This is a genomic window from Nostoc sp. FACHB-152 (assembly GCF_014697475.1).
GTDB lineage: Bacteria > Cyanobacteriota > Cyanobacteriia > Cyanobacteriales > Nostocaceae > Nostoc_B.
Window position 1 is genome coordinate 1 of record NZ_JACJRV010000060.1, and the last position, 22,912, is coordinate 22,912.

Annotated in this window: 23 protein-coding genes; 4 read left to right on the forward strand and 19 right to left on the reverse strand. The window is 40.1% G+C overall.

Going from position 1 to position 22,912, the window contains the following annotated elements; translation table 11 throughout:
• Positions 1–193 precede the first annotated feature (193 nt).
• From H6G76_RS26950 to hsdR, 15 genes are all read right to left on the reverse strand, one after another.
• A complete protein-coding gene (locus H6G76_RS26950) occupies positions 194–742 on the reverse strand; it encodes a Uma2 family endonuclease (RefSeq protein ID WP_190708023.1) in 549 nt (182 codons plus the stop codon).
• A gap of 379 nt (positions 743–1,121) precedes the next feature.
• Entirely contained in the window at positions 1,122–2,642 is a 1,521-nt protein-coding gene (locus tag H6G76_RS26955) for a restriction endonuclease subunit S (protein WP_190708026.1), read from the reverse strand.
• 117 nt (positions 2,643–2,759) lie between these two features.
• Positions 2,760–2,936 carry a hypothetical protein gene (locus H6G76_RS26960; protein WP_190708029.1) on the reverse strand — a complete coding sequence of 59 codons (177 nt, stop codon included), beginning with the start codon at positions 2,934–2,936 and terminating at the stop codon, positions 2,760–2,762.
• 17 nt (positions 2,937–2,953) lie between these two features.
• Complete coding sequence (locus H6G76_RS26965) at positions 2,954–3,352, reverse strand: type II toxin-antitoxin system VapC family toxin (protein WP_190708032.1); 399 nt, start codon at positions 3,350–3,352, stop codon at positions 2,954–2,956.
• Positions 3,349–3,600 (reverse strand): DUF2281 domain-containing protein, encoded by a 252-nt coding sequence (locus tag H6G76_RS37310; protein WP_242056532.1) that lies wholly within the window; start codon positions 3,598–3,600, stop codon positions 3,349–3,351. The genes H6G76_RS26965 and H6G76_RS37310 overlap by 4 nt, the downstream gene beginning before the upstream one ends.
• Before the next feature lie 31 nt (positions 3,601–3,631).
• Positions 3,632–3,847, reverse strand: coding sequence for a hypothetical protein (locus H6G76_RS26975; protein ID WP_190708035.1), 216 nt, complete (start codon positions 3,845–3,847; stop codon positions 3,632–3,634).
• A gap of 14 nt (positions 3,848–3,861) precedes the next feature.
• Positions 3,862–4,263, reverse strand: coding sequence for a type II toxin-antitoxin system VapC family toxin (locus H6G76_RS26980; protein WP_190708037.1), 402 nt, complete (start codon positions 4,261–4,263; stop codon positions 3,862–3,864).
• Positions 4,260–4,520: a DUF2281 domain-containing protein gene (locus H6G76_RS26985; protein ID WP_313934840.1), complete on the reverse strand. Its 261-nt coding sequence runs from the start codon at positions 4,518–4,520 to the stop codon at positions 4,260–4,262. Before H6G76_RS26985 ends, H6G76_RS26980 begins: the two co-directional genes overlap by 4 nt.
• A 30-nt stretch (positions 4,521–4,550) precedes the next feature.
• Positions 4,551–4,955 (reverse strand): PIN domain-containing protein, encoded by a 405-nt coding sequence (locus H6G76_RS26990; protein WP_190708042.1) that lies wholly within the window; start codon positions 4,953–4,955, stop codon positions 4,551–4,553.
• Complete coding sequence (locus H6G76_RS26995) at positions 4,952–5,194, reverse strand: DUF2281 domain-containing protein (protein WP_190708046.1); 243 nt, start codon at positions 5,192–5,194, stop codon at positions 4,952–4,954. The genes H6G76_RS26990 and H6G76_RS26995 overlap by 4 nt, the downstream gene beginning before the upstream one ends.
• A gap of 51 nt (positions 5,195–5,245) precedes the next feature.
• Positions 5,246–5,656 (reverse strand): type II toxin-antitoxin system VapC family toxin, encoded by a 411-nt coding sequence (locus H6G76_RS27000; RefSeq protein WP_190708049.1) that lies wholly within the window; start codon positions 5,654–5,656, stop codon positions 5,246–5,248.
• Complete coding sequence (locus H6G76_RS27005) at positions 5,653–5,883, reverse strand: DUF2281 domain-containing protein (RefSeq protein ID WP_190708052.1); 231 nt, start codon at positions 5,881–5,883, stop codon at positions 5,653–5,655. Before H6G76_RS27005 ends, H6G76_RS27000 begins: the two co-directional genes overlap by 4 nt.
• A gap of 70 nt (positions 5,884–5,953) precedes the next feature.
• A complete protein-coding gene (locus H6G76_RS27010) occupies positions 5,954–7,423 on the reverse strand; it encodes an N-6 DNA methylase (RefSeq protein WP_190708055.1) in 1,470 nt (489 codons plus the stop codon).
• 128 nt (positions 7,424–7,551) lie between these two features.
• On the reverse strand, positions 7,552–7,932 hold the full coding sequence (locus H6G76_RS27015; protein WP_190708058.1) for an endonuclease domain-containing protein: 381 nt from the start codon (positions 7,930–7,932) through the stop codon (positions 7,552–7,554).
• A gap of 153 nt (positions 7,933–8,085) precedes the next feature.
• Entirely contained in the window at positions 8,086–11,415 is a 3,330-nt protein-coding gene (gene hsdR, locus H6G76_RS27020; protein ID WP_190708061.1) for a type I restriction-modification system endonuclease, read from the reverse strand.
• 655 nt (positions 11,416–12,070) lie between these two features.
• Here hsdR and H6G76_RS27025 point away from each other — a divergent pair.
• Both H6G76_RS27025 and H6G76_RS27030 read left to right on the forward strand, forming a co-directional pair.
• Positions 12,071–13,051: a CHAT domain-containing protein gene (locus H6G76_RS27025; protein WP_242056533.1), complete on the forward strand. Its 981-nt coding sequence runs from the start codon at positions 12,071–12,073 to the stop codon at positions 13,049–13,051.
• A 124-nt stretch (positions 13,052–13,175) separates the two neighbouring features.
• Positions 13,176–14,168 (forward strand): hypothetical protein, encoded by a 993-nt coding sequence (locus H6G76_RS27030; protein WP_190708064.1) that lies wholly within the window; start codon positions 13,176–13,178, stop codon positions 14,166–14,168.
• Between the two features lie 74 nt (positions 14,169–14,242).
• Here H6G76_RS27030 and H6G76_RS27035 read toward each other — a convergent pair whose 3' ends face one another.
• From H6G76_RS27035 to H6G76_RS27045, 3 genes are all read right to left on the reverse strand, one after another.
• Complete coding sequence (locus H6G76_RS27035; RefSeq protein ID WP_199337546.1) at positions 14,243–15,742, reverse strand: ABC transporter substrate-binding protein; 1,500 nt, start codon at positions 15,740–15,742, stop codon at positions 14,243–14,245.
• A gap of 32 nt (positions 15,743–15,774) precedes the next feature.
• Positions 15,775–17,433 carry a serine/threonine-protein kinase gene (locus tag H6G76_RS27040; protein WP_190708067.1) on the reverse strand — a complete coding sequence of 553 codons (1,659 nt, stop codon included), beginning with the start codon at positions 17,431–17,433 and terminating at the stop codon, positions 15,775–15,777.
• A gap of 173 nt (positions 17,434–17,606) precedes the next feature.
• Positions 17,607–19,328: a trypsin-like peptidase domain-containing protein gene (locus H6G76_RS27045; RefSeq protein WP_190708069.1), complete on the reverse strand. Its 1,722-nt coding sequence runs from the start codon at positions 19,326–19,328 to the stop codon at positions 17,607–17,609.
• A gap of 754 nt (positions 19,329–20,082) precedes the next feature.
• Between H6G76_RS27045 and H6G76_RS27050 the strand changes: the two genes are divergently transcribed.
• Positions 20,083–20,973, forward strand: a complete 891-nt coding sequence (locus tag H6G76_RS27050) for an alpha/beta fold hydrolase (RefSeq protein WP_190708071.1) — start codon at positions 20,083–20,085, stop codon at positions 20,971–20,973.
• Positions 20,974–21,223: 250 nt separating this feature from the next.
• Positions 21,224–22,243 carry a serine/threonine-protein kinase gene (locus H6G76_RS27055; protein ID WP_190708073.1) on the forward strand — a complete coding sequence of 340 codons (1,020 nt, stop codon included), beginning with the start codon at positions 21,224–21,226 and terminating at the stop codon, positions 22,241–22,243.
• Here the strand turns inward: H6G76_RS27055 and rimM are convergent.
• Positions 22,226–22,888, reverse strand: a complete 663-nt coding sequence (gene rimM, locus H6G76_RS27060) for a ribosome maturation factor RimM (RefSeq protein WP_190708075.1) — start codon at positions 22,886–22,888, stop codon at positions 22,226–22,228. The two genes, H6G76_RS27055 and rimM, sit on opposite strands and share 18 nt — an antisense overlap.
• Positions 22,889–22,912: the final 24 nt, after the last annotated feature.

Below are 22,912 nucleotides of genomic sequence, written 5' to 3' on the forward strand. Positions count from 1 at the left end.
TTTTGGCGTAAATCTAGGGAATATGCTTTCACTTTTATCCTTAATTAAGATACACAGCTTTATTTGATTGAGTGTACTTCATTAGATAGGGAAACGCTATAAGGGTGTAAGGGTGTAAATAACAGTAGAGTTGAATCCTTGACTTTGATGTATTTCATGACCTTAAGGCTTAAATTGTATCAGCCATACTTCACTAACCTAGCAAACGAGCAACTTCAACCACTATACTAGGCAACGCCAGTGGAGTTAACGTACCTGTAGAAACGCGCACAACTGACTGATATTCTCCATTCTGTGCATTTCGATGCACCCACAACTGGGTATTGACTATATCCAATACCCAATAATATTGAATCCCGCCTTTGGCGTAGAGCTTGGCTTTTTCGTCTAAATCGTAAGCTATTGTAGAATTTGATACCTCAATTAGCCAATAAATGTCCTCTGGTTCAGGATGGCGTTCATCGTAGCGAGATTCTGGGGGAACCACTACGCAAATATCGGGTTGTGGTTCACCATACTTGGGCAATGTAATTGGTGCTGCTGAGAAGATGACGGCACTATCGCCTAGCAATTGTTCTAGATACTTCACACCTCGTCGATACGTCGCTCGATGAATCGGCAGTTCTGGAGCCATTTCTAAAACCTGCCCATCAATCAATTCTACCTGTCGCCCTGCCAGCAAACCGCTTGCGATCATCCGATGATAGTCTTCTACTGTCCAGTGGATGAGTGTTCTGGTCATGGTAACTGTGTAATGGCTTGGCTCTCTTCATTGTAGTTTCGTAGGGTGCGCTCTAGACACACGGAAATAACAAATGCGTTGGCGTAGCCCGCCGTAGGCATCGCCGAAATAACAAATGCGTTCACCGAAATAACAAATGCGTTCGCCGAAATAACAAATGAGTTCGCCGAAATAACAAATGAGTTCGCCGAAATAACAAATGAGTTCGCCGAAATAACAATTGCGATCGCATGATTGCAACAATTTAGCTTTATCACGCCAGCGTAACGCACTACAAATCTTTGGGAGATGAAGTTTTTTTGACTTGTATGTATACCTTAGCTTTGGTAAGGGGAGGGGTGTACCTCATTTACTTGCGAAACGCTGTATCTCTATCCTTTTATAGTCCTGGTATAGTTCCTTGACCTTCGACTGTCTTGCGCTTGCGCTTACTTGTACGATCGCTTTTTGGTTTGCTGTTGTTTAATTTTTCCCGTTCGGCTCGGATTCGTGCTAGTAATACTGATGCAGGTTCATCATCTGGGTCTTGGGGGACGAGTTCACCCCGGAAAGCTTTGGCAAGGATGGATTGATCTATTTGTTCTAAATTTGCTTTGGCTTTCTGATATTCTTGTTCAACATTCTCAATAGCTTGGAACAGATTTTCTATTCTTAAAACAATTTCTTTTTGTTCAGAATGAGTAGCAACAGGTACTTTAATTCTACTCAATGCTGTAAGGCTAACTAGGGGTTGAGAAGTACCTGTAGATAGTTCCGTAGCTTGTTCAAATACAAAGTTTGACCTTAATGCGTATAGTAAGTAAATAGGATTGATTAGGCTACATGGCTTCAATAATGCCATATTTCTCTGGAAATAAAATTCAATATCAGTATCAATTAATGCTGGAATACCATAAGAACCAACAACAGAGTATAGTATGTTTCCTCTCTGTGGTTTTTTGTATTCTGGAATAGCTTTGTAATAATCCTCAGATACCCGTCGCGTATTACTAAAATCTAAATTGCCAGTACGGATGTTTGTGATATCTAGTAAGGGTATTCCTTCAGGAACTTTAGGGATCACCTGATGATCTCCGTCAGTAATAACCTGACATATATTTGATAAACTAGACCATATCCAATTATTAGGTAGAGAAAATAAATCAGGAAGTTCATCCACGTTTCTCTTTTTTCTCTGCAAAATCTCTTCTTTTATCCTCTCCAGCAAAACTGAAGCAGGTTCAACATCTGGGTTTTGTTCGCGCCAATCTGCTGTTAAATCGCCTCGGAAGGCAGCAGCGAGAACTGATTGACGGAAGCGATCGCACAACTGAGGTATACTGTCGAGTGCTTCCTTCGCTTTTTGAGTGCGATCGTTCAACTCCTCAATTTTGGTAACAATCCGCTTTTGCTCGTTGAGTGGTGGAAGAGCAATAGAGCCATTTAATAGCTTTGTTGGAGAGGTATGTGTAACTAAAGTTCCTGTAGCTGTTGTATCAACGTGTTTCTTAAAATCAGGATTAAGAATACCATATCGTAAATATTCACGACAAATTTCATTCAAAAACGGAACTACTAATCCTATTCGCTGATTGTGTAACACTACTTCTTCACTACGTAGAATTGCGGCAACACCAAGAATTAACTTCTTTTGCGATAAATCAGTCATCACAACGAGTAAGTCGCCATTATTCAAAATCCACTGTTTATCGTAGGAGCCACTCAAACGAACAACTCTTTTGTTTAAAAAGTCAAGCTGACCTTGTTCCGTAAAGTTCCCTGGAGTTAGAACAATAGGGCCTGTTTCACCAAAGTCTTCTGATTTGAAAGCGTAGCCATGACGAATTTCACAAACGTCCCCTAACTTTATGTAAATCCAACCTTCAGGCAATTCTGTTAATTCGTCAATAATGCCAACCAATTCCGTTAATCCTCATCCTGTCCTAAAAACAAACCTTCTAAATCCTGATACCCACTAACAACACGCACAATTTCAACACCTTCCTCACGTAGAAGCCTTTAAGCCTACAAATGTTAATCATTCGCCAGCTTGAGTGCGTTTTTGTTGCAGCTTTTCGCGCAACCTTTCAAATACATCTTTTACATCCAGTATCTCACCCCGTTCAGCCGCCTCAATTCCCACCTGAATTTTCTGCTGTAATTCCTTAAACTTTCCTTTATATAACTGTTCCCATTCGTCAAATGACAATTTCATTTCTTTGCTCAACTTTCTTACTCCCAATCTTCAATCTGTAACCCATTCACTCTACTAAACTCACGTACATTATGCGTCACTAAAATTAAATTATTTGATATTGCAATAGCAGCAATTTGTAAATCATAAGGGCCAATCGGCGTACCATTAGCTGCTAACTCAGCCCGAATTGTTCCAAAAATCGTAGCTGCTGCATCATCAAAAGGTAAAGATATAAAATTATTGAGAAATGCTTCCTGTAAAGCCAAAGTCCTTACAGGATTATTACTACGCATTGCACCGTATAATAGTTCACCTTTCACAACTGAACACACAGCAACATCTTGCGGAGATAGCATGGTTAATCGTTGTCGCACACCAGACATAGGACGATTTAGATAAACAATGCAAGCATTAGTATCTAATAAATAAATCAATCTAACTGCTCCCTTTGTTCATACTCCCCTTGGGGATATCTTTGAATAGGGTCATCAGCTAAACAACCAGCCGTTTGTTCAAAAAAACCTGGAGGCCAGCCTTTACCTTTAAGCGTAGGATTTTGAATTTCTTCTTTCCCTTGGGACTTGATTCTGAAGTGAAGAAACTCCACAAAATCTAAAACTTCTTCTTGTTTATCTTGAGGAAGAGAACGCCAGTGTGTTAATAATTCTTGCTCTGCACTCATTACTATTCACTCACTAAGATTACTCATGTTTCTATTCTAAAGTTCGCATCCCCACGGAAGAACTCACAGCCTCTGCTGCTTCTTCACCTTCCAGCAATATCATCTTTTCGCGCAACCTTTCAAATACATCTTTTGCATCCAGCACCGCACCCCGTTCAGCCGCCTCAATTCCCACTTGAATTTTCTGCTGTAATTCCTTAAATCTTCCTTTATACAAGTGTTCCCATTCGTCAAATGACAATTTCATTTCTTTGCTCAATTTTATTGCTCCCAATCTTCAAGTTGTAACCCATTAACTCTACTAAACTCGCGTACATTATGCGTGACTAAAATTAAATTATTCGCTATTGCAATAGCAGCAATTTGTAAATCATAAGGGCCAATAGGTGTACCATTAGCAGCTAACTCAGCCCGAATTCTTCCTGCTATCCTTGCCCCTTTTGCATCTAAAGCTAGAATAGTAAATTGACTAAAAAAACGTTGCAATATTTCTAAATTTCTCTCTTGTTGAAGACTACGGTAAGCCCCATAGTACAGTTCTAATTGGGTGATTGTAGAAATTAAAATATCTTCTGGTTCTTGCGATGCCAAACGATTTGTTACCGCAGCACTACTATTATTGATTAAGCGGATACAAACATTTGAATCAAGCAGATAACTCAAAATAGAGCCTCCCTCGTTTCATATTCTCCCTGCTCTGGTCTTTCTAAGGGTTCTCCTACCCAACCGCCAATCACCTCTTCAAAAAAACCTGGCATCCAGCCTAATTTTTCTGGTGATTTTTGCTCAGTTTGACCTTTTTTGTCAAAATCGTTCTTTTGTGATTTAAACTGTAAAAACTCAATAAAATTTAAAACCTCCTCCTGTTGTTGAGGGGTTAAACTTTGGATAATTTCAAAAATAGATTTTTGCTTTTCCACGGATTGAGGCATAATTAAAAATCCTCCTAATTAATCAAAAATAGAAACTACAGTAATCCCAGTAACGCGGTGCATAGGTTTTGTTCTTTTCTCGGTTGTGATTAATTCCTCTGCACTAACTGACATCGCCGCAGCTACATGAAGCGCGTCCATAGCTGCTAAACCATACTGAGAAGCAATTTGATAAGCCTCTTGAACAATATAGATCAAATCATTTGCCCAGTAAGTAACATCACCAAAAAACTCTTCATAGAATTGCGCTTCTTCTGTTTGCTTGTTATAAATCGCTTTGGGGCTGACCTCCAATTTAACAAATTCACTAGACGCAAATTCTCGTTCGGAATCTTCTAATATTTCAAGGGCTTTATCAGCAATTGCACCAACCCCACTTGCTGCACTGAGTAGCACTCCTGAATCAATATATGTTATTTTCATTCTTCACTACCTTGTAACCCACCTCTGCGGCTGGCAAGTTCTTTTTCTATTTCATCTTTATTTAATAAAGGCTTACCAGAAGCAACAATTTTAGAGCGAAGTTCTCGTAAGCGTACTCCCAAGGGAAGTTTATTTGCAGAGTTTTTTAAATGAAGAAATTCTACAAAATCTAAAACTTCCTGTTGTTTATCTTGGGGAAGAGAACGCCAGTATGTTAATAATTCTTGTTCTGCACTCATACAATTTCTTCTCTTTTTTCAAAATCATCTTTAATAATCAACAATCTACAGTTACATAGGTACTTTTTGATATCCAGCTTGAAAAAAGTGTTTATCAAAAGTTAATACTAATTGAATATTTAAACGATTCATAACTAAAAATGAAATACAATCAGTTAAAGAATAAGATTTATCATCATGTTGTTGGAAGTATTGCCAACCTTCAAAAAACAACGCTTCATCAACCTGAACTATATCAACAATTGCGCTATTAATTAGACGATTTCCTACCTCAACCGCTTTATCATGACGATTGCGACTATTGAAAAAAGTTACTATTTCATCAAATACATAAGATGAAATTACCAGTTTTGGCGAAGATTTTATTAAGCCTTGCCAATACTGTGTTGCAATTTGGTGATACTGCTCATCTACTAATTCAAGAGCAATTATAAAACTCGTATCTAAAAACAGAATTGTCATGAGTCAGAAGTATAAATATATAAATCATGATTTTCTGCTGCATCAGTAACACCAAGTTTAATTGGCTGAGAACCTAAACCTAAAATAGGATCTGATTCTGGCAAAGATTTTGTAGTATTTTTTTCCTGAAATTTTTTGTATAAAAACTCTGTAAAATCTAAAATTTCTTGTTGTTTTTCTAACGGTAAAGCTTCAAGTTTTTCAAGTACAGATTGTACAATGCTCATAATATATAATCCTCTCAATTCACATAAATTATATTCATTTTCTCGATTTTCTGCCTTCTATCTCATATTTCTATTCTAAAGTTGGCATCCCCACAGAAGAACTAACAGCCTCTGCTGCTTCTTCCCCTTCCAGCAATATCATCAAGGCTTCCATCTCCTTGGTTGCTATTCGCAGTTTCTCCATAATCTCAGCAGCAATCACTTCTGGCTCAGGTAAATTATCGCCTGATTGCAAACTTTCATCCCGTAACCAAGAAATATCCAGGTTTTCATTACGTTTTTCAATATACTCCCGCGTAAAGCAGCGAAAACGCCCATCTTCACCCAAATCTACACGGGGACTATTGCCATTGGGGTCATCGCCATAGCATTGCTCAAATTGGGAGAAATGCTCACGAGTTAAAGGATAACGCTTACCAAAACTGGGCATATTGGTTCGCATATCATAGAACCAAACTGCCTTGGTGTTGCCTTTCTCGGTTGTGCCACGTTGGAAAAATAAAACATTCGTCTTTACACCCTGGGCATAAAATATACCTGTGGGCAACCGTAAGATTGTATGCAAATTACACTTATTCATCAAATCAGCCCGAATCGCTCGTCCTTGTCCATCCTCAAACAGTACGTTATCGGGTAAAACCACAGCCGCCCGTCCCCCTGGCTTGAGTGACCTGTATATGTGCTGCAAAAACGCCAATTGCTTGTTTGAGGTGGGAAAAGTGAAATCATCTCTGGAAGGTAAACCACCACCTTTTTTTGTGCCGAAGGGCGGATTAGTAAGAATTACATCGGCTTTGGCTAATCGCTGTCCTGTTGGAGAAAGAGTATCACCTAAATCAACTGCCCCCTCGATTCCGTGTAACATCATATTCATCAACAGCAAGCGGTGAGCATCCTGCACCAACTCCATGCCATAAAACGCCTGATGCTGCTGAAAAGATTGCTGGGCTTCTGTCCATTCAAAGGGATCATGGTATTGACGAATATAGCGATCGCCTGCAATCAAAAAACCCCCTGTACCCGCAGCAGGGTCTTGAATCAATTCTCCTGGTTGCGGCTTGATCAGGGCAACCATGCAATCAATCAAAGGTCTAGGGGTAAAATACTGTCCCGCACCAGATTTTTTCTCATCGGCATTTTTCTGGAGTAACCCTTCATACAAATCGCCAAACTCATCTCGATGCTCGGAAAACCAGTCAAGTTCGTCAATACTGGTGACTAACTTTTTGAGAATGCGCGGTTGTTTGAGAGAAGTTTGAGCATTAGCAAAAATCGCCTGTACTCGCTGCGAAGAATCCTCAGAACCCAACATGAGTAACAGCGACCTGTAAAATGTTAGCTGTTCAACTCCATCCCTACTAACCAAATCAACCCAGCGATAACCCTCTGGTAATTGCTTTTCCGCTCCCGTCTCCTGTGCCATCTTCAAAAATAGCAGATAGGTTAATTCTGTAACATATTGTAGGTATGTAACACCATCATCGCGGAGAACGTGGCATAGATTCCAAAGCTTTTGAACAATATCGGAAGTGGCTGGCATATATATAAATTTATGGCGTTTATACAAGTCAAATTACCCCCCTTAATCCCCCCTTGGAAAGGGGGGAAATTGTCCCCTCCCCTTTACAAGGGGAGGGTTAGGGTGGGGTAATTCGAGGAATGGTAGGCTTAGGGTGGGGTAACTTCCCTCAACATACAAATAACTTCCCTAATTTTATCCACCACACCATCAATATCTTGATAAACTTCCTGATTAGTAAATCTCAAAATCCTCGTACTTTTTGATTCTAAAAATACTTGGCGATCGCGGTCATATTCGGGGACTCCATCTTGATAGTGACTATCACCATCGATTTCTATAGCAAGCCTCAATTCCGAAGAATAAAAATCAATCACAAATCTTTCAATACTGTATTGTCTACGAAATTTACAGCTTTCAATTTGTTGATTTCTCAGCTTTGCCCAAACTATTTTTTCTGCTAGGGGCATATTGTTTCTAAGAGTTTGTCGTTTGGGCTTTTCTGAGGCTTTATTATAAAGCTTTGTCATCAATGTTTTTATATTCTTTGACCTGCTTATTGTTCCCCAAATTTCCCCCCTTTATCCTCCGTTATAAAAGCTATCGTATACACACAAGTCGAATTACCCCCCTTAATCCCCCCTTATAAAGGGGGGAAACTGAGTAATCTAATTCCCTCCCCTTTACAAGGGGAGGGTTAGGGTGGGGTAATTCCAAATGCTTTCATGAATCTGGCTCACAATATTCTCTAAATCTCCGCCAAAAACCTTATTAAGCCTTTCAAATCCGCCACCTTGGTTTTTAAATTCCCCTTTATCCAACGCTCCCCGATCAACGATTGTTTCCGCTTTCAGCTGTTTCCCAATCCGTTCTAACCATTGGCGTTGCGGAGGAGTCCAAGGTTGACTTGCCAGAATTTTCTTCATAGCTCGATCCACTCGTTCTGCATAAGGAATCAAAGCATCACCCAAAGTAGCCTGACGGATAAAGCCAATGATGGAAGCAGCAATATCCTCATTGGTCATTTCTCGCCATGCAGTTTTGATGTTAGTTTCTGTATATCCTGCTGTATCTAGTAGCATTCGCAGTTCCTTGAGTTGCGCTCTAGTCAACTCACGAGGACGCTGTGTAACAACTATTAAAGCGGGAATCTTGTTCATGTTCTCTAACAAGAAAGCTCTAAAGCTATCTAAATAATCTTCTGGACGTTCAGCATTGCCGTAACCCCTTTCAATTGCAACTAACTCATCAGTATGGCGGGAAACCAATATTGGTGCAGTTCCACCATCTCGACGATCCAGAATTTGGGCAATTGCTTTTCTTTGTTCCCACCATTGTTTTACCTGCTGTGGTGTACTTTGCTTGAGATGGGAAACCATATTTGATAATGGCATTCCGGCGATCGCTTCTAACTGTTCTTGACTGTTAGGGCTTAAATGTCTGCGTTTGCGCTGAATTTTCGCCAGTAGTTGGTTAATGACTATTTCTAAAGCATCAGGATTTTTGGCAGTTTCTAACTCTTCCACCAATTGAGTAAAGGAAATATTGGGGTTAACCACAACAGGTTTCATACTGGAAACAGGTGCGATCGCTTCATATAATCGCACTGCGTCGAAAATTCTAAACACCTCTTTGCCAATATCATGACAGAGACGAGTTGCCCTACCCAACATTTGCTCGTAGAGAATGCGGGAATTGACGCGACGAATAAACACTAAATTACAAATCGCGGGAATATCAATTCCTGTGGTGAGTAAGTCTACGGTAACAGCCACCTTGGGATTAACTTCATTGCGAAACTTACGAATCAACTCTAATGGCTTATCTGCATTGCCTGTAATTTTGACAATTGCATCATCCTCCACACTGCCATAGATAGACTGAAACGCTTGTTTAAGTTGGTTAACCACAATATCTGCATGACCGTCGGTAGCACAGAAAATCAACGTTTTTTCTGGCAGTGATGGATCAATATGCTGGGCTAATGCTTCACAGACAACTCGGTTAAAATCTTCTGTAATCACTTTGCGATTAAACTGTTCTACCTCAATTTTTACCTCATCAGGCGCATGAACTAAGTCAAGTTGCCCAGTTTGGGGATTGAAAAATTCCATCTGCTCACCAGGATTCCAAACCATCCCCTCATCAGATAACTTTGTCCTAATCTTGAAAGGTACTTCATGGTCAATTAACCAGCCATCTATCACAGCTTCTCGATAACTGTAGATGTAAACAGGTTCACCAAAAATTTGGGTGGTGTGCAGTGCAGGAGTTGCAGTTAAACCAATTTTTACAGCGTCGAAATGCTCCAACACTCGACGGTATTTTGAGACGTAATCGTTAAAATCCCGAAACTCTAGTTCGCGATCGCTTAATTCTCGATCCAGTAAATAGCCTCGGTGACACTCATCCACCACAATGCAATCATACTGGTCTGGTGTAATTACAGATGCAGTATCGGATGGGTAGAGAACTCGTTTAACCATACCTTGCACCGTGGCAATATGGATTTTAGTATCTCTGTCGGGTTCTGTGTCTTTTAACCCTTTAATCTCGAAGATATCAGCAAAGCTTTGCAGATTCTCCATGCGAGAATCTTTAAAGGCATTGTCAGTTTGTTCCCCCAGTGCGGTGCGATCGACCAGAAATAAAATGCGCCGAAATCGCTTGGTTTTGAGTAAGCGATACACCAAAGCAATACAAGTTTTAGTTTTGCCTGTGCCTGTTGCCATTGCTAACAGTAATATCCGTTGTTCCCTTGCTAAAGCAGACTCTACAGCTTGGATGGCACGAATTTGATAATCACGCAACTCTAACCCATAGTTAAAACCTTCCTGGGTTAAGCGAGTGTTTGCCTGGTCAATATCTTGAGCTAAAGCATCTAATAACCCTTGCGGACTGTGCCATGTGGGAAGGCATACCCGCAAATTAGTTGGACGACGTAAATCACAAAACCAAATGCCACTCTTGGTCTGAAGTTGCTGCAAATATGGTCTACCGTTGGTGGCAAATACAAACGGCACTTTGTAGTTTTGCCAAGGGCCACCACAAAGAATTTCTCCGGCAATTTGAAAACCTTCACTGTAGCGTTTGGCTTGGTTCAATGCTCCTTCAGAGACATCCTTACTCTGACGCTTGGCTTCCACTACTCCCACAATCTGCAAACCACAGAATAAGGCATAGTCAGCGCGTCCATTAGCAGTGGGATATTCTGCGATCGCTAAATTTCTGCCTTTGTAAGGACGAATACCATTTTGATAAGTCAATTCTTCGGAATCTGCTTCCCATCCAGCAGCACGTAATTGAATATCAATCAGTCGGCGTGTCTCTCTCTCATCCAGTAGCACTCCACTTTCAGCGATTTGGGCTTGAGCGATTGTCTGCTGTATTGTTTGCTGGGACTGGTTTTGAGCTTGGGCTTGAATTTGGGCTAAATGTTGTAATACCTCCTGCACTTTGGCTTGGGCTTCCCGTGCCAAATCTTCGGCAGTGCTGCGCCGTTGTGCTTCAGTTTCCGCAGTTGCTAAATATTGTTGCGCTTCTTCTCGCAAGCGTGCTAATTCTGCTTTGAGTGTCTCTGTCTCTATTTTTGGGTCAGGTGGAGGAATAAACGCACCTGGATCAAAATTGCGCCCTCCACCAAAAGCGCGATGAAACCAAATCCCTAACGCACGAGCATATTTCAGCCCACTTAATGCTGTGCGGTGATTGCAAGAAAGCTCATGAGTCGCCTGATTACCAATTTTTCGCAACTCATGAAACAGACGATCTACTTCACCTTTAATTAAACCGCGATCGCGCAACCGATTGAGTAAATCAATCTGCCGTTCATCTGCTACCTCATAAAGTCCAATATTAGCTGCTGCTAACTGTGCCAGTAATTCACCAAACTGCCGCAACTTAATTAAACAAGTATTTGGGTCATCAACAAAATATCGCTCTGCTAAAGCACCCAAGCGCACAAGTTGTCGATCGTGGACTACAAGAAATGAGAAGTTTAACGATTCTGGCATATTGGCTTCGAGAAAAGCACCCTAATGATAGTGTTTAGAGTTACTTATAAAACCTAAGTAACTCTAATGCAGCATTATCAACTTACAGTTATAACTTCTCCGTTTTATCCTGCACAGACTGCACTGGGTAATTTATGATGGCTGAAACCCTGCTACAACTTAGTATCTATGATTGTGCAGTATGGGTTGCGAATTAACTCTTTGCAAATATTGACCCTGCACTAGATAATTCCTTATATACCAAGACTTTTGGCGACTAAAAGCAGACTGTGAAGCGTGTGCAGGGTGAACGAGGAAATTTTAACAGGGTGGGGATTCATGGATAATAGATTCGATTAATCCTCCTAAATCATCTCGTCTCAGTCCAAGAATCACAAAACCGCTTCTAGTTTTAACTTTTTCCAGTTTTCCCCGTCCCAGTTCGATAATCTCTCGGCTAAAATCCTTGTTGCCACAAGGTTTAGACCGAGTTTTATGGTAATAAATACAATATTGTTTATTAGTAGAGTTAGCGGGATTATAATCATTAAAGCTAAGGAAAAGGTTTTTAGCGAAACTTCAGAAATTAAGTATTACAACAGTGTTTACTGTACAGAGTTCTTAACTTAGAGAATTTTGTATCCTCATTCTGAGCTAACTATTAAATAAATTAAAAATGGAACCAGAAGTTTTTTTGGAACAAAAGGACGTTGTACCTTTAATAAAAGCTCTGTCAAAAGTACTAATGCAAAGAAATACTGCTAGCGATCGCCAAGGTCTTCTGGAGGCTGCTGATATTAAACCAGCGTTGATTGGTAACTTAAGACTTGAATCACAACCCAATATCTTGGCACAAGCTTTAGTCGCAGAATTTAAAAGATATCGTGTTGACAGCAGAGACTTAGACTATCATCCAATGGTTCGTCTTTTAGGTTTCTTGTGTGATTTTGAGGAAGACTATCCCTCATTATCAGAACAGGAACTCAGTCTGTTCAGGCGGCTTTTTGAGCAAGGTCAGAATAACTTACAAGCTTTTAAAGAGCATAGTCCGATTGGTAAAATAGAGCCTCCCCAAAATGCTCAAAAAATCGCTAAAAAAACTACAAGAATTTTATTCTTAGCAGCCGACCCTAGTGATGCTTCTAGATTACGTTTGGGTCAAGAATTACGAGATATTCGAGAAAGACTACAACTTTCTGCTCTACGCGATGCATTTATTCTCGAAACTCTTACATCAGTAAGACCTAGAGATATTAGTCAAGCTTTTTTAGACTTCAAACCTAATATTGTCCATTTTTCAGGACATGGAACTGAGGCTGGTGAACTGTGCTTTGAAAATAATTTAGGTGAAGTTCAACCAGTCACACCCCAAGCACTGGCTGCATTGTTTGAGTTAGTTTCTCATGAAGTTAACTGTGTTGTGATGAATGCTTGTTATTCTGAGTTGCAAGCACAAGCTATTGCAAAGCATATTTCCTTTGTTGTGGGAATGAATAAAGCTATTGGTGATCAAGCTGCTATTACTTTTGCAGTAGGCTTTTACAAAGCACTCTGTGCAGGGGAATCTCCTGAAAGAGCCTTCCAGTTTGCCCGTGTAGAGCTTCAACTCGAAAATATTCCAGAAGAGTTAACCCCTGTTCTTCATCAAAAAATCTAACCTAAATTTATTATGAAGCGAGCCAAGCTCGCTTCAGTTCCAAATAAAGCAGCAAAATTGGTAGTATTATAAAAGTTTTTTAAGCAGCAGAACATTCACAGTAGAGCAATTGTGATTATAAAAAATGGAATTTCTTAAACCCCAAGAAGCAGCAAGACTTCAACGAATTCTAACCAATACTTTACGGTTAGAAACTGCTGATGAGCGAAGAAACTATCTCACAATTTGTGGTTTAGAAGAATATCGTGGCAGAATTCAGTTTGATAAAACTTTAGAAAACTTTGTAATTAGTGTTTTAGCAACTCTTTCTAAGGGTTATATCGTCAGAGATAGTGCAAGAGTACTATCGTTAGTTGTTTTTTTGGAATATACTCTCGAAAGTTACGAAAATAGTTTATCTCCACAAGAATTAGAATTTATTCAACAGGTTATTAATAAGTGTCAAGATAGAGAGGAATCAAAGAGACAATCTGCATCCAGAAGCCCTCAACAACCGACTAAGCCGATTTCTTCTCAATCACAAAATAAATCGCCAAATATTCAACAGCCAACAAATATTACACCGCGAACAACAGCACCAGTCAACAATAAATCCACATCAACACCGCCAGTAAACAGCAAATCTCAATCAGCGTCGCCAGCAGTAACTACTAGACCAACATCAACAGGACGACCATCTCCTACTCGACCACCTACTTTCACCGTAAATTCTGCTGTTGATGTTGGTAAAAAAATATGGTTTATTCTCTTACCTATTGTAATTCTTTGGTTCTTTGTGGGAGCAGCTAATAAATCATTTCTAGACGCATCTAACAATGCACAAAGCCTAAACACTTTGATTATCTGCGGTTCTGTTGGCGGTTTAGCCAGTGGTTTAGGTGGATGGATAGCATGGTGGCGTGTAGCATTAGCACGTCGTCCGATTCATTGGGAGCAAGCTCTCATGTCCTCAATTATTGGACTTATTGGTGGTGCTATTACTTGGGCTGGCGTTGGAAACGTTTTAAGTAATGGAGGTATTTTCAGTGACCATACACCAACTATTGGATTATTTTTTGGCTTAATTGTGGTAACAGGAATTTTTGGCTGGCTCAGTTTTAAACTATCCAGAACATAGGCTAACAAATAGTATATACAAAAATTTATTAGTGAAAATTATTGATATTTTTGGTCTAAGTTCTTTTAAGATAATTAACGTATAGGCACAAACTCATAGCCAGTGGCTGGACTTTTACGAGGCCGAATTTCTACTAGTTGAATTGAACCATTGCGATCGCCAGAAGATAAAAACTTAATCACCCCAGATGCACCTTTAGCAAAAAAACCTGTTCCAGAGAGCGATTGTTTAACACCAGAGCGAGTAGGATCACGCTCAAGTGCTGTTATTAAGGCTTCTGCCGCATCATAGGACATTGCAGTGCGCCAATTGACTTTACCTTGCCAAAGTTCTTGAGATTTGCGAGCAAAATCTGAATTAGGGTTAGCGTCAAGTTGCCAAGCAACTGCCACTACTAAACCGACTGCTGTGTCAGCACCATCTGTTAATATTCTGGATGCGTACATATCATCACCTCCAAGAAGGCTTAAGCGTTTTTTGTTAGCTTGAAGTACTAGCAATGCTTTATCGAGCATCGTACTGTCAGTTGCGAACATTAGTACCTGTGTTCCCTTGGCAACTGCCTTTTCTACACTATTACGCGCACTAAAATTAGAATCGGATAAGTCAAATTCTAAGTCTTGGTCAACTTGTCCACCATTGGCAACAACTTCCTCCACAAATTGAGACTTAAGAGAGCGACTATATTCAATTTGAGAATTATAGAAAACTGCTGCTTTCTGCTTTTTCAGCTTATTAAACATCTGTATAGCTAATGTCTTTGCAGCGATCGCATCACTAGGAACTGTACGAAAAACATAGGGGCTAGAATTTGATAGTTTTGCAGATCTACTAACAGGAGAAATTGCCACTAATTGCCCCGTATTATACTGTTCTTTTGCTGCTAAGGTTGCATCACTCGAAAAATGACCTATTACACCTAGCACTTCTGGTTTTTTCACCAACTCTGAGGCAATCTGTTGAGCAATTTCTGGCTGATTGTCGTCATTAGCAATTAATACTTTTAAAGGTATGCCATTAATACCTCCAGCCTCATTAACTTCAGATTGAGCTTGAGCTACTCCCCGCAAAATTTCTAAAGCACCATTTCGGTTACTGTCAATTGGTACTACTACTGCGATCGTGTATGAGTCTTGATTATTGATTTGAGAATTATTTAGATAAATTAACGTTTCCGGAGCATTTGGATATATGCCGATTGCAGTTTGAAATTCATTAGCCGCTTGTAAATAATTCCCTGCGGCTATTTCCTCCACTCCTTTGGTTTTTGCAGTCTGAAAATCTTGACTTTGAATCCCTGGTGCTTCTTGTGTTACTAAAATTTTCTCACCAAAACTCAGTCGTTTCTCTATAGGGTTTGGAAGGGTTGAGCTAGGAGAAGATTCAGGTGTTGCAGTGAGGGTGCTTTCTGGTGTTGATGTCTGTGTTGTTTCCGGTGTTGCCGTAGAAGTATATAAATTATTATTTGAAGCTGATAAGCTTGTGTTTTCAATTACTTTTACAGATATAGCACTAAAAACCATAACTGCTGTAGCAATTGCTAGTGGTGTAAAATGCTTACTAATTTTCTCCACAGTCATCTACCCAGTATAGTAAGTTTAAAATTTTATTCTTGATAAGTTTCAAAAATACCAGATAAAATTATGAGAATAAATGCCAAAGCTCCAGCAAAAAGAGCTAATAAAAATACCACTAATATTACTGATTGTATTGATTGTTGAGTGCTTGATAAAATACCACGCGGCCAAAATAAAAACGTAACAGCTGACGAGAATACAGTAATACCAAAAATAGCAGACCTATCTGATTGTGGAATGTATTTAGCAAAATAACCAAATATTAAGCATCCCAAAATAATTAACCAAAATGTAGTACCAAGCCAAATTATTCCTATCATACTGGTCAGGAAAATAACCAATAACCAACTGCCCGATCCAAAGATTGCTGCTTGACGCAATAAATAAACATAACTCAACTGTAAATCTTTTGGTGATGGTGACGGATCTATGTACGAAACTACGCTGTTTGCTTTCTCAGGAGGCTGTAAGGAGGCTTGCGTTAGCTGAGGTTCGTTAACCGGAGTTGCAATTGGCGGTCTTGAGACTTGGGTTGGTTGCGGTTCGTTAACAAGAATTACAGGTGGTAAAGAAATTTGGGTTGGTTGCGGTTCGTTAACAAGAATTACAGGTGGTAAAGAAACTTGGGTTGGTGACGGTTCGTTAACTGGGACTGGGCTTGGCACTAAGGAGTCTGGAGTTACCTGAGGTTCGTTAACCGGAGTTGCAATTGGTGATATTGAGACTTGGGTTGGTGACAGTTCGTTAACTGGGACTGCATCTAGCGATGAAGATACTTGGTTTGGGTGAGATCTAGCGATTACTTGTCCTGAGGGAGTTACTACCGAGTTTAGGGATGGTAGAGAAAATCTGGTTATTAGTGGCTCAAGGGCGGTTAAAGCCTCAGTAGCAGATTGGTAGCGGTCTTTGAAGTGATAGCGCACCATTATATCCAGGATAGTGTTTAACTCTTGACTAATTTGCGCCCAAGGTTGCCAGATAATCTCTCCCGTCTGAGGGTCTTCTTGAAGCTGAGTTGGATTTAAGCCCGTCACGGACTGGATAGCAATAATACCTAAAGCATAAATATCACTATTAGGTCGAGGGTTTCCTCTCCCTTGTTCTGTCGGCATATAACCTGGTGTACCAATCGCAATAGTTGCGTTGACATTCATCTGTCCAGGAGTTAACATTTGAGTCCGAATTTGTTTAACTATGCCAAAGTCAACCAGTACGAGTTTATTGTCCTGGCGGCGACGAATAATATTATCTGGCTTGATATCTCGATGGATTACCCCAAAGCTATGAACAAATTGCAGAATGCTTAAAACTTCTTGGAGCATCTGGCAAACTTTGCTTTCTGGCCAACGTTGACCCGGTAAAAGTTCATGGGTCAGGGGAAAGCCATCAATCCAGTCTTGAACTAAATAGAATTCCTGATGTTCTTCAAAGTAAGCTAAAAGCCGAGGAATCTGGTCATGTATGCCTAGTTTTTCCAAGGTTTGAGCTTCAGTAAGAAACAGACGTGTAGCATTTTCCAAAAATTTTGGGTCACTACTGGCTGGCACAAGATGTTTAACAACACACACCGGATTGCCTGGACGGCGTGTGTCTTCTGCAATATAAGTTTGGCCAAAGCCGCCTGCTGCCAAGCTGCGAACTATCAAGTAACGATTATCTAGTAAATCGCCAGGTTTGGGTGCTTTCATAATCGTTTTGGCAACATCAACAATTGATCATGGATTGAGTTATGGGCGTTGCATAATCTATGGGATGAATTGAGATTTTTGAGTATAACTAAAGTTACATTCTTAGCATCTTTGGGCGAGATAAAATTCATTCCATTAATCAGCAACGCCGACTGCAACTTTATGTTGTCTAGCTAGGCAACAGACTCTTTGCTAGTAGGACTTTTATAGATTAAAGTAACTTGATTTTCAGGGTCTAAGCCTATTTTGAGATGATCCCCATCTTGAAGAAGATGTCCTTCCTGGGGGTTGATTGGTGCATTGTTGATCCAGATGCGGTTTGTGCTGAGTTTTGTACCGTCACCGTCGTAAATGCGATAATTTTGTCCTTCCTTTTTTAAAACTGCATGATGCCAAGAAAGAACATTCCATGCAGGTTCAGTTAGGTCTATATTTGACCAATCGCGATCGCGTCCTATTTGATAGCGTTCTCCTTGGAGATTCAGCCTCTGCACTCCACCTTGGGGATTTCTCAATTCTAAATAAGTGCTGCTGCGTGTACCTAAACCACTCATGACTGTTGCTGGTCGGTAGATATTGCTCACAGAACCAGAAACTACCTGCAATGATGGTGCGCGTTCTACTGGTTCGACTACAGTTGGTTCTTGTATTTCATGTGTCGGCTCTTGTAGATATTCTGTTGATTCTATTATTTCGGTTGAACCAGCAACATTCCGTTTTCGTAAGTTTATAAACAAGAGTACTGCCGTTGTTCCTGCCAGAAAAGCACCAATTGCCAATAACCAGGGAGTGTAGTCAGTTTTCGCCGATACATCTGCAATTTTTTCTTGGCTGTCACGAATGAGTTGATCTATCTCTGAGTGCTGCTCAAAAAGACCTTTAACCGCCTCAAACTTTGCTTTTGCGGCTCTATAGTCTTCTTTCCAATATAATTCCAGACCGTCACGATAAAGAGGATCAATCCGGCCTTGCTCATTGACAGTGCCAGAGCGTCTAATATATTCCTGAATTGTGTTTGTAGGTATAGCAAAAGGAATAGAGGTTCCTCCATAGTCTCGACCAGTAAGTGTCATCATCATACCAACCACTTCGCCTCTGTCATTCAGCACAGGACTACCTGAACTACCAAGAGCAGCTTGTACATCAATTTGCAGAACTGGAGCGTTGTCTTTTAACTTTTTCTTAGTGCTAGAAACCTTACCTTCATTGACAGAAGCTTCAAATCTTGACGACGCTTTAAGTTCATCACCAAGATCCGCAGCAGAGGGGTATCCAATAACCAATACATTATCTAACAACTGCACCGTATCAGAATTTCCTAACTTAAGAACTGGTGCATTTTTGGTTTCAATTTTAATAATTGCAACGTCCTGGCTTCCTGTTGGTATGCCTATCTCTTTTACTTTAAACGGAAAAGAATCTTGGGTATTTGGAAGCAATACATAATTATAAAACTGGAAATTATCACTTTCCTCATTTAACGAGTTTTTGATCTTTTGTACTATCTTCTCGTCTACCTTTTTAAAGTCTTCTTTGATCTGCTTAGCTATGTCATCGGCTACCAGATCTTTACATCCGTCTGGTGTATTTTTAACTTTGTCTACTATTTCTACTACATTTGCATTAGTCGCTATGTAGCCATTGGAATTCACAAAAAAACCGGAACCGACATTACCATTGAGAGATGTATAATACTTACTACTTTGCTGACCAGTATTTTTATCAATGCCACTATGTTCATAGCGACCATAGCAACCAGCCTTAATACGTACTACAGATGGCTTTGAGTACATTCCAAGTTTTTGATTTAAATCTGGTTGAGAATTTTGAGCAAAGGCAATTTGAGCAGGAATTAGAATAGGAGCAATGAGAAAGGCAGCCAGATTTTTTAGCATTGTATCTATACCCTGTTTGTGATGAAGAAAAACCCTACATTTAAACCTCAACAGCCGAATCAGATTTTACGCAGACAAACGCTTTAATTTTTTAAATATGTCTTAATATGTGTCTGAGAATACAATTACAGGCAATATATTTATTATCATTCATCTAAATATAGTCAAGAAAATCAATATTCTCCTGCCAATCGGCATTAACAGAATTTAATTGCACCTAACCAGAATGAAACATAGTCTTGTGCAATGCATAACCTATGTTTTGATTAATATAATAATAGGAGTTTACTCATTAATTAAACTGCTTATTTAATAATTGATTTACTTTTAATCTCTTAGTAAGTAGCCTGATTTTACCATCATTTATGCGTTATGTTCAGTATAAATATGTTCAGGCTGCATATATAAGTAAATTTAGACTTTCTTAATTCACATCTTGCATCAAGCGACTGAAGTCGCGGCTACACAGACAAAACCCTTGATTTTATGTTAGTCCGCGCAGGTGGTCACTGAGCTTGTCGAAGTGCGAACACGCGTTTGTATAGCCGCGAATTTCATAAGACTGGGGTAAGGTGCAAGATGTGAAATAACTGTTGCGTTACGCAGTTGGTGTAACCGTAACAAATATCACCAGTAACTCCAAACAATGTCGCAGGAGTATTTCAAATTCAATGACCTAAAAGTACTAATGTGTCCAAAACGTTTAAACGTTAGAGACAATACTATATGGAATAATACTTTACGAATATTAATAATGACTGGAACCACACAGCAGTTACCTTCAGCTACTTTAGATAAATTCCTTTGGACTTGGCAGGGTCACAAAATTCAATACACTGTCATGGGTGTAGGAAAGCCTTTAGTGTTAATTCACGGTTTTGGGGCTTCTATTGGACACTGGCGAAAAAATATTCCTGTGTTAGCTGATGCTGGCTACCAAGTTTTTGCAGTAGATCTTTTGGGCTTTGGTGGTTCAGATAAACCGCCTTTAAATTACTGTGTAGAAATTTGGGTAGAACTGCTGAAAGATTTTTGGACGGCGCATATTCAAGAACCTGCGGTATTTATCGGTAATTCTATTGGCGCACTCCTGGGCTTGATAGTCTTGACAGAATATCCAGAGATGTCTGCTGGGGGCGTTTTAATTAACTCGGCGGGTGGGTTGAGTCATCGGCCCCATGAATTGAACCCGCCATTACGTATTGTAATGGCAACTTTTAACCGAGTTGTACGATCGCCCCTAACTGGTAAATTTGTCTTTAACCGTATTCGCCAGAAACATCAAATTCGCCGCACACTCTATCAAGTTTACCGCGATCGCACTGCTGTCACTGATGAATTAGTAGATCTACTTTATACACCATCATGCGATCCGGGAGCGCAACAAGTGTTTGCATCTATTCTGACTGCACCTCCCGGCCCAAGTCCAACGGAACTTTTACCCAAAGTGCAACGTCCATTATTAGTGATTTGGGGTGCCGACGACCCCTGGACACCCATCACTGGGGCTAAGATTTACGAAGAGGCGTGTGAGAATGGCAAAGATATCAAAATTGTTCCCATTCCTAATGCTGGTCATTGCCCCCACGACGAAGTTCCAGATATTGTCAACGCCCAAATCATTGATTGGTTAACACAAGTCTGAAGTATGTAGACGCGTAGCGGCTTACCGCAGGCTAGTATGAAGTCTGAGTGTTACAGCATTTTTCGGTTGGGTGCAGTACAAGTAAATAGGGGCGAGAGGCTAGAGGTTAGGGGTTAGAGAAATGTACCTCACTGGGATGAAAACTGCTGTAATTACTAATTTCAGACTTCATAATTCATACTTTATTTGCTGGGTGAGTACCTTTTATTTTTAATTGCACCTTGACAAAATCAAACTCAGGTGGTGTGTAATGGAGCTTGATGTGCGTAATAAAGGGAAAATTCCCGTAACCTACTATCCAGATTTCTCAGCGCAAGGCTATGAAGTTGTTCGAGAATTAGGACGGAACCAGGAAGGTGGTCGTATTACTTACCTGGCTAGGGTTTGTAACTCTCACAAGCTAGTAGTAATTAAAGAGTTCAGCTTTGATATTACCGCTACAGACTGGTCAGGTTCCAAAGCTTATGAGCGAGAAATTGAAATCTTGCAGCAACTTGATTATCCTCGTATCCCCCGCTACATAGATTCGTTTGTCACCTCAGTAAGTTTTTGTCTAGTACAAGAGTATAAGAATGCTCCTTCTTTAGGGACAAAACGCGATTTTTCCCCAACAGAAGTTAAGCAGATAGCAATATCAATTTTGGAAATTTTGGTGTATCTGCAACAGCAAATTGACCCAATTATCCATCGAGATATCAAACCAGAAAATATTTTAGTGGATGAGCAACTAAATGCTTATTTGGTTGACTTTGGTCTAGCTAGTAGACAGAGTGCAGAAATTGCTTTTAGTACATTATCCACAGGAACTCCTGGTTTTGTACCGCCTGAAGAACAATTTGGTTATGCGCTGACGCAGGCTTCAGACTTATATAGTTTAGGGGCGACATTGATTTGCTTACTTACCAATACCCATACAGGGGATATTAGTAAGTTAATTGATCATGGCGATCGCTGCCAATTCCCTAAATTATCAAACCAGCTACATCCCAGTTTTCGGTCGTGGTTGCTGACAATGGTGCAACCTAACTGGAAAGACCGCTACCCTAATGCAACAGTGGCTTTAGCAGCACTTGAACCAATTCCGGTTATGGGGAACGCTAGTTTAATTGAAATTTTATTTGCTGCTATCCAGTTGAAAAAACGAACCGCAATGCTAATACTTGCAGTTCTGGGAATGTTAGCAGTAGCAGGTACAACTTTAGTATTTTCTCAGCAGGGTGGTGCAGCCCAGCAATTAAAAGAAAGCAATTCTTTAATTAATTTCCAATAATCCCGGAGGCGGTGTAATTTCAATCCTACGGGCTTGTAAATCTACTACTGGTGCAATCTCTCGAACAAAAGGAATTAACACTGTTTTTTGTCCTACCCTGCGGGAAGCCACTGGCGCGTCTATGTCCTTTGTCATTTGTTCTTTGTCATTAGTCACTAATTGCACTTCTAATAAATCATTGCCAGCAGGGATGACATCTACCACATTACCCAACAATTCCCCAGACTCTTGGAGAAAAACTGCCAAGCCAATCAAATCCACAACATGATATTCATCTTCTCCTAATTCGGGGCGATCGCTTGCTGGTACAAATAATTGACAATTACGTAATTCTTCAGCTTGGTTACGATTCTCTACGCCAGCTATTGTAATTACATATAAATTCTTGCCATCCAAGTAACGGCCATCTAATAATTCTATTGGTTGCGGTTCTGTCTGACCAGGACGCAACAACCAACGTGTTCCCGGTACTTCAAAGCGTTCGGGAAAATCAGTTTCAGGATAAACTCTTAATTCTCCAGCCAACCCTTGAGGTGCAACAATTTTCCCAATTGTTAACCAGTCATCTAAATTAGGGAGTTGGGAGTTGGGAGTCGGGAGTGGGGATTTTGCTTCAGCTTTGCTATTCTTCTGTTTTTTTGTCATTGGTAATTTGTTATTCGTTACTAG